Source organism: Sphingomonas zeae, from assembly GCF_014197135.1.
GTDB lineage: Bacteria > Pseudomonadota > Alphaproteobacteria > Sphingomonadales > Sphingomonadaceae > Sphingomonas > Sphingomonas zeae.
In genome coordinates, this window is sequence record NZ_JACIFA010000014.1 from 21,222 (window position 1) to 31,541 (window position 10,320).

The 10,320-nt window shown below is 67.1% G+C and carries 6 protein-coding genes; 3 read left to right on the plus strand and 3 right to left on the minus strand.

The genetic code is table 11. The features are described from left to right. Positions 1 to 29: 29 nt before the first annotated feature. Entirely contained in the window at positions 30 to 2,075 is a 2,046-nt protein-coding gene (locus GGR45_RS16265; protein WP_175312415.1) for a M13 family metallopeptidase, read from the plus strand. A gap of 404 nt (positions 2,076 to 2,479) precedes the next feature. Continuing rightward, positions 2,480 to 4,873 carry a TonB-dependent receptor plug domain-containing protein gene (locus GGR45_RS16270; protein WP_175312439.1) on the plus strand — a complete coding sequence of 798 codons (2,394 nt, stop codon included), beginning with the start codon at positions 2,480 to 2,482 and terminating at the stop codon, positions 4,871 to 4,873. A gap of 43 nt (positions 4,874 to 4,916) precedes the next feature. Here the strand turns inward: GGR45_RS16270 and GGR45_RS16275 are convergent, their stop codons facing one another. Beyond that, a complete protein-coding gene (locus GGR45_RS16275; RefSeq protein WP_175312414.1) occupies positions 4,917 to 6,140 on the minus strand; it encodes a histidine-type phosphatase in 1,224 nt (407 codons plus the stop codon). Positions 6,141 to 6,281: 141 nt separating this feature from the next. Between GGR45_RS16275 and GGR45_RS16280 the strand changes: the two genes are divergently transcribed. Further along, positions 6,282 to 8,090 carry a DUF885 domain-containing protein gene (locus GGR45_RS16280; RefSeq protein ID WP_246358273.1) on the plus strand — a complete coding sequence of 603 codons (1,809 nt, stop codon included), beginning with the start codon at positions 6,282 to 6,284 and terminating at the stop codon, positions 8,088 to 8,090. Between the two features lie 6 nt (positions 8,091 to 8,096). Here the strand turns inward: GGR45_RS16280 and GGR45_RS16285 are convergent, their stop codons facing one another. Both GGR45_RS16285 and GGR45_RS16290 read right to left on the minus strand, forming a co-directional pair. Beyond that, positions 8,097 to 9,836 (minus strand): chloride channel protein, encoded by a 1,740-nt coding sequence (locus GGR45_RS16285; RefSeq protein WP_175312413.1) that lies wholly within the window; start codon positions 9,834 to 9,836, stop codon positions 8,097 to 8,099. 149 nt (positions 9,837 to 9,985) lie between these two features. Beyond that, complete coding sequence (locus tag GGR45_RS16290; protein WP_175312412.1) at positions 9,986 to 10,306, minus strand: hypothetical protein; 321 nt, start codon at positions 10,304 to 10,306, stop codon at positions 9,986 to 9,988. Between the last annotated feature and the right edge of the window lie 14 nt (positions 10,307 to 10,320).

Here is a 10,320-nt window from a genome sequence, read left to right on the forward strand (position 1 = left end):
GGGCATAGACTCCGGTTTTCAGGATCATCATGAAGCGCTTTGCCTTTGCCGTCGCCCTCCTCGCCTCCTCTGCCGCCATCGCCCAGACGGGTCTGTTGCCCGGCGTCGACAAGGCGCTGATCGACGACAGCGTCAAACCCGGCGACAATTTCAACGACTATGCCAATGGGACGTGGATCAAGACCGCGCAGATTCCGTCCGATCGTTCGTCGATCGGCGTCGGCCTGGATGTCTCGCTACGGGCAGAGGCGCGTACCGCCGCGATCATCAAGGGTGCGGCTTCGGCGAAGGGCGAACCGGGTAGCGACGAGCAGCGCATCGCCGATTACTATGCCGCCTATACCGATACCGCCGGGATCAAGGCGCGCGGGCTGAAGCCGATCCAGGGCGATCTGGCCGCCATTGCGGCGATCAAGGACAAACGCGACCTGTCGCGCGCGATCGGTGCGGCGATGCGGTCGGACACCGACCCCTTCAACAACAACAATTACGCCAGCACCAACGACCTGTTCGGCCTGTTCGTCAGCCAGGACATGAACCAGCCAACCCGCAACGTGCCGTATCTGATGCAGGGTGGGTTGGGCCTGCCCGACCGCGACTATTATCTGTCCGACAAGCCGGAAATGGCGGAGATACGCACCGCCTATCGCGCCTATCTGACCCAGCTGATGCAGCTGGCCGGACTGTCCGATCCCCAGGGCCGCGCCGACCGCGTCTTCGCGCTGGAGATGAAGATCGCCGCCGCGCAGACCGACATCATCGCCAGCCAGGATGCGCATAAGGGCAACAATCCCTGGACCCGTGCCGATTTCGACACCAAGGCGCCCGGCATCGACTGGAACGCTTTCTGGACAGCCTCGGGCGTGCCTGCCAGCCAGCGCGACTTCATCGCGTGGCAGCCGGACGCGATCACCAAGCTGTCGACACTGGTCGCCAGCGAGCCGCTGCAAAGCTGGCAGGACTGGCTGGCCTTCCACGCGATCAACCAGGTGACGGGTTCGCTGCCCAAGGCGATAGACGATGTATCCTTCGGCTTTTACGGCCGCACGTTGAACGGCACGCCCGCGCAGCAGCCGCGCGAGAAGCGGGGCATCTCCGCCGTCAACGGCGCGCTGGGCGAAGCGGTCGGGAAGATCTACGCCGCCCGCTATTTCCCGGCTTCGTCCAAGGTCGAAATCCAGAAGATGGTGAAGAACATCGTCGCCGCTTTCGACCGGCGCATCGCCGCGCTCGACTGGATGGCACCCGCGACCAAGAAGGAAGCGCGCGCCAAGCTGGCGGTGCTGAAGGTCGGCGTCGGTTATCCCGACCATTGGTGGAATTATCCGAAGTTCGAGGTCCGCGCCGACGATCCGGTCGGCAATGCCCAGCGCGCCAAGCTCGCCCTTTATCGCTATCACGTCGGCAAACTCGGCAAGCCGGTCGATCGCAGCGAATGGTGGATGACGCCGCAGACGGTGAACGCGGTCAACCTGCCGCTCCAGAACGCGCTGAACTTCCCCGCCGCGATCCTGGAGAGCCCCTATTTCGATCCGAAGTTCGACGCGGCCGCCAATTACGGCGCGATCGGATCGGTGATCGGGCATGAGATCAGCCACAGCTTCGACAATCTGGGGGCCGATTTCGACTCCACCGGGCGCCTGCACAATTGGTGGACGCCCGCCGACCTCAAGCGGTTCGAGGGCGCCGGTCAGGCCCTGGTCGCGCAATATAGCGCTTATGAGGCGCTACCCGGCCTCCACCTGAACGGCGAGCAGGAGCTGGGTGAGAATATCGCCGATGTCGCCGGGCTGACCGCCTCCTATGAAGCGTACAAGGCCTCGCTGGGCGGCAAGCCCGCGCCAGTCATCGACGGACTGAGCGGCGACCAGCGCTTCTTCCTGGCCTTTGCGCAGAGCTGGCGGACCAAGATGCGCGAGAAAGCGCTGCGGGCACGGATCGCGACCGATGTGCACGCCCCGGCGCCGTGGCGCGTGCTGACCGTGCGCAACCTCGACGCCTGGTACGGCCCGTTCAAGGTCCAGCCGGGTCAGAAGCTGTACCTGACGCCCGAACAGCGCGTCCACGTCTGGTAAGCGCCTGAGGTGGCCAATCTTCCCCTCTCCCCTCACCGAGGGGAGAGGGTTGCGCAGACTTGGTCTTTGCGAAAGCAAAGGCTTAGTCGGAGCTGGGTGAGGGGTGAGCGCTCGCCCAAGCGAGCGCGCGAGCCAAAGGCTCGCTCAACCCCTCACCCAAGCTGCGCTAGCCAGCAGAGCTGGCAAGCTTCGCTAACCCTCTCCCCTTTCCAGGGGAGAGGGAGTAAAAAACGCCAGCGCGATTACCATCCGTCATCGCCAAGCCAACCTTATCGCCCCCCAAGGAAGCCTTGCGCCCCAATTCCCAGCATCGGTGTAGAGATAGGAGCAACAAGGCTCATCTTGATAATAATAGGGGGAATGTACCTGTGCGCACGGCGCGATCCCTGCTGCTTGCCAGCTCCATGTTGCTGACGCCGCTGCTGGCGGCACCAGCTCTCGCCCAAGACACCACCGATGCATCCGCCGAGGCCGAACCGGCCGTCGCGACCGCGCAGAACGACATCGTCGTCACCGGCACCCGCGCCCAGGGGCGCAGCCGCCTTGACTCCGTCTCGCCGGTCGATGTGCTGAGCGGTCAGGCGCTGCGAGCACAGGGCACGACCGAGCTGGCCCAGGCGCTGTCGAGCGTCGCGCCCTCGATCGACTTCCCGCGTCAGGCGGCGGTCGACGGAACCGATGCGATCCGCCCGGCCACGCTGCGCGGCCTGTCGCCCGACCAGACGCTGGTGCTCATCAACGGCACCCGCGCGCATACCTCCGCGCTGCTCAACATCAACGGCTCGATCGGGCGCGGTGCCGCGGCGGCCGACTTGAACACCATCCCCACGGTCGCGCTCGACCGGGTCGAGGTGCTGCGCGACGGCGCTTCGGCGCAATATGGCTCGGACGCGATTGCGGGCGTGGTCAATCTGCGGCTGCGCGAGGCCCGCTCGGGCGGCGGGGCCAACGTGACCTTCGGGACCTTCGCCACCCAATATGACGCCGCGCGCACCTCGCGCTCTGTCCGGGACGGTGAATCCGTGTCGGTCAGCGGCTGGAAGGGCTTCGGCCTGGGCAGCGACGGCTTCCTCACCTTGTCGGGCGAATATGTCGCGCGCCAACCGACCAACCGCGCCGATATCGATCCGCGCGGCCCCGCGCCGCAGCGCATCCGCGCACGCTTCGGCGATCCGCAGATCGAGCAGGGCACGGTGTACCTCAACGCCGCGCTGCCGCTCGGCGACAGCGGCTGGACCGCCTATGCCAATGGTGGTTTCCAGCAGCGTGACAGCGAGAGCGCAGCCTTCCCGCGTGTCGCGGGCGCAAACAATGTGAATGCCGAAGCGGTGCGAGGCCTCTACCCCGACGGTTTCCTGCCGCTGATCGGCACGACTTCGCGCGACTATAACGCGACCGGCGGCGTGCGCGGCACGATCGGCGACTGGAATGCCGACCTGACCGTCAGCTATGGCCGCAACACGATCGATTTCGCGACGCTGAACTCGGCCAACTCGACCTATGGCAATGCGACGCTGCGCGACTTCGATGACGGTCGCCTGACCTATGACCAGCTCGTCACCGGGCTGGACCTGTCGCGCGAATATACGCTGGGTGCAGCGGTCTTCAACGTCGCGGCGGGGGCCGAATATCGGCGCGAAGGCTTCAAGATCAATGCGGGCCAGCCCGAAAGCTATAACCGCGCACCCGGCGCCGCCGCCAATCTGGCCTCGGGCGCGCAGGGCTTTGTCGGGTTCCGACCCGAGAACCAGGTCGACGCGCATCGCAGCAACGGCAGCCTGTATCTGGATGTCGAGGCCAAGCTGTGGGATCGCCTGACCCTGGGCGCGGCGGTGCGCGGCGAGAGCTATTCGGATTTCGGCGAAACCGCGACCGCCAAATTCTCGGCGCGTTATGATGTGGCACCCTGGCTGGCCTTCCGTGGCACGCTGTCGACCGGCTTCCGCGCGCCGTCACTGCAACAGCAATATTACACCTCGACCCAGACGCTGGTGACGAACGGCCAGATCCTGGAAACCGGCCTCTATCCGGTCAGCGACGACATTGCCCGGAAGCTGGGCGCGCTGCCGCTGGAGCCCGAAAAGTCGCGCAACTATTCGCTGGGCACCGTCGTGCGCTTCGGCGGGTTCAGCCTGACCGTCGACGGCTATCGTATCCGTATCCGCAACCAGATCGTGCTGTCGGAGAATATCCAATCCTCGGCCAGCCCGCAGGTCGCGGGCTTGCTGTCGCCGTTCGGCGTGCAGGCGGCGCGCTTCTTCATCAACGGCGTCCAGACCACGACCAAGGGCCTGGACATCGTCGCAGCCTATAACTGGCGCAGCGAGACGCTGGGCAGCTTCAACCTGAGCGCGGCGGCGAACATCAACGACCTGTCGGTCGACCGGGTGCCGACATCGACGGCCGCGCTGAACCCTGCGCCCAGCCTGTTCGCGCGCAACCGCATCCTGACCATCGAGCAGGGAACACCGCGCAACAAGATCGTGGGCTCGGTCGACTGGACCCGGCAGGCGGTGGGCGCGACGCTGCGCGCGGTCCATTATGGCGATGTGTTGCAACCCGGCTCGGTGGTCGCCAACGACCTCTATACCGGCCCGCGAACGATCGTCGATCTGGAAGGCCGTTACCGCTTCAACGACAATGTGTCGCTAGCGCTTGGGGCGTCGAACCTGTTCGACGTCTATCCCCGCACGACGCCCGCCGCGCTGAACAACAACGGCGTGACGGCCTTCCCCTACTACTCGCCCTTCGGCTTCAACGGACGGCAGCTTTACGGGCGGTTGAACCTGACCTGGTAATCACGAAGGGGGTGCCGTTCCGACAACGGCACCCCCTTTTGACTTAACGGGTCAGCTGCGCCTCAAACGCCTGCATCGTGCACAGCCCCACGACGCCCCGCGCCTTGCAGCCCGCGATTGGCAGCACCGCGACATAGGGGGCCTCCGCCGCCGGATCGGCCAGCTTGCGAAGCTGCTCGACCGTCTGCGCGCGATAGAGCGCACGGACATAGGCCTGTCCCTGCGCATCGACCAGTCGCTCCAGCACGATCGCCCCGCCCGGCGCGGGATCGTCTTCCGCCAGTCCCGGCACCTTCCAATGCAAATCGAGCAGCCCACCCAGGCTCGCGATATTGGTATCATGGCCCGAGATCATGGTCACGACCGGCCCCCGGTCCGTCTTCAGCCCCTGAGCGATCAACGGGGCAATCCCTGCCATATTGGCCTTGGCGACATAGCGCGGCCGAGCCAGCAGGCGAAATTCCTCGGCATGGAAGACGCCCAGCCGCTCGATATCGGCGGGCGTGGCGTGGCCCCAGCCGACCTCGGCCGTCGGCTTCCCCTCGGCATATTCCAGCAGCAGGATTTGCGCGGCGGTCGAGGCGCGGTCGACTGCGCCGGTCAGCTTGGGCCGCTTGTCCGGCTTGGCGGGCGCCAGGCCGGTCGGCTTCTGCCGCACGCCGCAGGTCGGCGCGGCGGGCGCGCAGAGGATTGCATCCAACCGCGCCAGTTCGGGTGCCAGCCGCTTGTCGAGCGCCGCAAGCCCCGCCTCGCCCCCTACCCCCGCCAGCACCGCCTCGCGTGCGTTGCCAGCATCGAAGGGCACGGCCCGCTCGTCGATCGGCGAGAAGATCGGGTCGGCCACATCCTGCGGTTTATGTTCGATCGCAACGGTGCAGCCCGGCGCCAGCGCCCCGGCATAAGCCTCGGCCGTGCGGATCGTGCGTTCATCGCTGTCGGCGACGATCCGGATCGCGGCACAACCCGAGCGCGGCAGCACGCCCGCCGCCGTCCAGATGCGACGGTCATAGCCGCCCAGCCGCTCCACGCCCACGCGCCCATGCGGGGTCAGATAGCCGGGCGCGACCGGCCAGCTCGGCCAGGGCTGGTTCGCGGTGCCCTCGGGCATGGGGGGCGATTTCGTCGGCGGGCGGACACCGTGCCGCATCAGCAGGACCACCCGGTCGAGCTTCAGCCCCGGCGGTGCGGCGGGCTCCTGTGCCGCTGCCGTTCCCGCCAGCAACAGGCCCAAGCCAGAGCCCCCCACAAGCCGCGCAAAACTTTTCATAAAATCCCCCCTCTCTCTTTCCCAGCGTCGGTAGGTCGGCTGGAAGTCAGGAAAGCGACACAGGCATGAACATTATGTGACAGTGCCAAGTCGCCCGCATCCCCGTTTGACGTGGGGACAGGCGCCGGTCATCCTGCGGGCATGACCAGTGTTTTCTCCCGTCGCGAAACCCTTGCAGGCATCACCGCCCTTTCCGCCACCGCCTCCGTCCGAGCGGGCACCCCCGCCAGTGATGCAGGGGCGCTGCTCGATCGCCTGGCTTGGCAGTTGCTCGAACTCTTGCCCGAGCGGGCGACCACGCTGGGGGTGGATACCGGCACCCATGCCGACCTGCGCCGCAGGCTGGAGGATCGCTCGCCCACCGGCATCTCGGCGCGCCAGCATTTCCTGACCGATGCGCTGAGACAGGTGGCGCAGGTGCCGCGCGCCGGGCTCGATCCCTCGACGCTGACCAGCCTTGCGGTGGTCGAAAGCGCGTTCCGGACTGCGCTCGACGGCATGGCGCTGCCATACGGGGTCGCGACCATCGGCGACTGGCGCAATACGCCCTATGCCGTCATCCAGAATGTCGGTGCATGGCTCGACGTGCCGCAGATGCTGGACGGCGACCAGCCGGTGCGCGACAAGACCGATGCGGAGGCCTATCTCGCGCGCCTCGCCGCCATGCCCGCGCAGCTGGACGGCGAGACGTTGCGCATCCGCCAGGCACGCGAGCAGGGGCTGGTGCCCCCGTCCTTCCTGCTCGACAAGACTATCAAGGGCATGGCCGCCACCATCGCCGAGGCCGCGAAGGCAGACGGCCCGCTGATCGGCCCACTCGCCCGCAAGACCAGCGCGATCCCGGGCGACTGGACGAATCGCGCTGCGCAGATCGTCCGGGCGGCGATCGTGCCCGCGCTTAAGCGGCAATTGGCCGAGTTGCAGGCCGAACGCGCGGTGGCGGTATCCGCGCCCGGCCTGAACGTCCGCCCCCACGGCCCCGAATGGTATGGCTGGGGCCTGCGCGCCGGGACCACGACGAAGCGCAGCGCCGCCGATCTCCACGCCATGGGCAAGGCAAGGCTCGCCGATCTCCAAGCCCAGATGGATGCGATCCTGCGCAAGCAAGGGTTGACCCAGGGCAGCGTCGCCGAGCGTGCCATCGCGTACCAGAAGCGGCCCGGCATCGGCTTTCCCGATGGCGATGAAGGACGGCGGCAGATCATCGCCTATATGCAGGGCCGGATCGATGCGATCCGCCCGCGCCTGCCCGATGCGTTCCGCCGTTTGGCGCGCGGCCATTTGGAAATCCGGCGTATGCCGCTGGCCCAGGAACCGGGCGCACCCGCCGCTTATGGCGGTCCCGGCACGATCGACGGCAGCGTACCGGGGAAAGTCTGGGTCAATTTGGGCGATCCGTCGATCCACAACCGCGTGACCATTCCCGACCTCGTCTATCATGAAGGGATTCCCGGTCATGTCTGGCAGGGCGAATATGCGCAGCGCCTGCCGCTGATCCGCTCCATCCTGGCGTTCAATGCCTATTCGGAAGGCTGGGCGCTCTATTCCGAACAGCTTGCCGACGAACTGGGCATGTACCGCGACGATCCCGCCGGTCGGCTGGGCTATCTGATGGGGCTGGCGTGGCGCGCGGTGCGGCTGATCGTCGATACCGGAATCCATGCGATCGGCTGGTCGCGCGATCAGGCGCTGGCCGAGTTCATCGCCGCCACCGGCCTGCCGCGCAGCAATGCCGAGAGCGAGGTGGATCGCTATTGCGCCTGGCCCGGCCAGGCCTGCGGCTACGAGGTCGGACGGGCCGAGATCGTATCGCAGCGGACCCGCGCCCAGAAGGCGCTCGGCCCCCGCTATGATCTGCGCGATTTCGACCAGGCGGTGGTCGATGGCGGCAACGTGCCGCTGAACGTCCTGGCCGAGAATGTGACCCGCTATATCGACGGCACGCGCTGAGCCGGGTCAGTCCTCGCCGAACAGCGCCCGCTGCGCCTTGTCCAGTTCCTCGGCATAGCGACGGCGGACATAGGGTTCGGACAACAGGCCCAGAACCGTCCGGTCCGCCTCGATCACCGCCATCTCATCGGCTCCGGCGGTGTCGAAGGCGCGCATGACCGCCTGCACATCGGTATCGGGCGACAGCGCCCGGTCCTGATGGATGGCGAGCGTCGCGATCGGCTCGGCCGGGTCGAGGCCGTCGACATAGGCGCGTGCGGTCTGGACGATCCCGGCATAATGGTCCTGGTCGTCGACCAGTACGACGCGGCTGGTCGAACCGAGGGGGAAGGCGCGGCGAAACTCGGCGATGCTCCACTTCGCGGGCGTGGCGCGATCGACCCGGCGCATCATCCTGCCCGCGGTCAGCGTGCGCATCCAGCCGACATCGCGCGCGCTTTTGATCGTCTCGCCGCGCAGATGAAGCCGCCAGGTCGAGAAGGAATAGCCAAACGTCTCGCGCACGATGGTCGTGGTGACGAGCGACGCCGCGATCGCGGCCCCCGCCAGCGAAAAGTCGTGCGTCGCCTCCAGAACCAGCATCGCCATGGTCATTGGCCCACCGACCACCGCCACCGCAAAGGCCGCCATACCGACCAGCGCGGCATTCCGCGGATCGACGACCGGCGATCCCGCTGCCCAACCGATCAGGTCGGCATAGATATGGCCGAGCAGGCTGCCGAGGAACAGCGAGGCGAAGAACAAGCCGCCGCGAAAGCCGAAGCCCAGCGATACGATCGAGGCGGCGCTCTTCATGACGAAAATCGCAGCCAGAAAGCTGAGCGGCAGAGCATATTCCAAGTCGAGATGCAGCGCGCCATGTCCCGCCGACAATACCTGCGGGCTCAGCCACGCGAGCGGGATCAACAGGAACCCGCCGACCACCGGCCGCCATGCCGCGCGAACCGGCAGGCGGCGGGTCAATGCTTCCATTTCGGCCACCGCACGCATCAGCGCGATGCCCAGCGCAGCGGCAACCGCACCCAGCCCGGCATAGACGATGTAGTGATGGGTCAGCACCAGCTCGCCTGCGACGGCGTTGAGCAGATAGGGCTGCGCCCCCAGCATCTGGGCGACGAGCACGCCGGTCAGCGTCGCGGCGGCGACGGGCGCGATGGCGGCAGGGGTATAGGCGCCGATGACGATCTCAAACGCGTAGAAGGCCCCCGCCAACGGCGCGCCGAACGCTCCCGCGATAGCCGCCCCCGTGCCCGCCCCGACCAGCACGCGCAGATCGCCGCGCCGTAGCCGGAGCCAGCCGCCGGTGATGGAGGCCAGTCCCGCGCCCAGCTGGGCATAGGCGGCCTCCAGTCCGACCGAAGCGCCAAAGCCGTTGGAGATGATGGTCTGCCCGGAAATCACCAGGCTGTCCGACCAGGACACGCGCCCGCCATGCAGCGCATTGGCCTCCACCGCGTCGACCAGTCGCCGCTTGCGCGCGCCCGTGACCCGCGAGAACAGGACCAGCACCAGTCCCCCCAGCGGCAAAGCGAGCAGCCCCCAAGCCGGAACTGCCGGGGTAGCGCTGAGCCGCTGATCACCGTCGAGGGCGAACAGCACACGGTGCAACCCCAGCGCGATCGCCCCCTGCGCGACGCTGAGCAATCCCGCCGCCGCCCCGATCGCGATGGCGAGCAGGACGAGACTGGCCTCGCTCGATCGGACCCGGTGGCGGAACCAGGATGGCGAGAGTCGGGGCAAAGACATGGCTACCGCTATGTCGGCAAATGGGCGAATTCGCCAGCGCCCTCGGCGGCTATCGTCCAACCGATCGCGATCAGGGCGCCCCGAGCGCCGCGCGGGCCGGGCCGCGCGGCGAGCGTCGGCGGCGGGGGGCCAGCCCCGTGGCGGACGGATCAATTTCCTTCGGCGTCGACCGTGAAGACGACCGGTCTGCCGCGCGACATCGGATCCCAGCCCGCCGCTATCGCAGAGCGTACGCACCGCGAGATGGTCGCGTCATCAAGCTGAAGCCTACCGCGCGGCAGCCCCTTCAAAAGCCGCTTCGGGGCGGGAAATTCGACCAGTGCCTCACGCTTGGCGTCCTGCTGGAGCAGGGAAATCGTCATTCCCTTCCACCCCTCGTCGTCCGACAGATGTGGCTCGCGCTGTAGGCGCCAGTCATAGGCGACGCCATCGACGTTCACGCTACCGGCCTGAATTTGGGACTTGGACATGGTCCGCCCCTAGC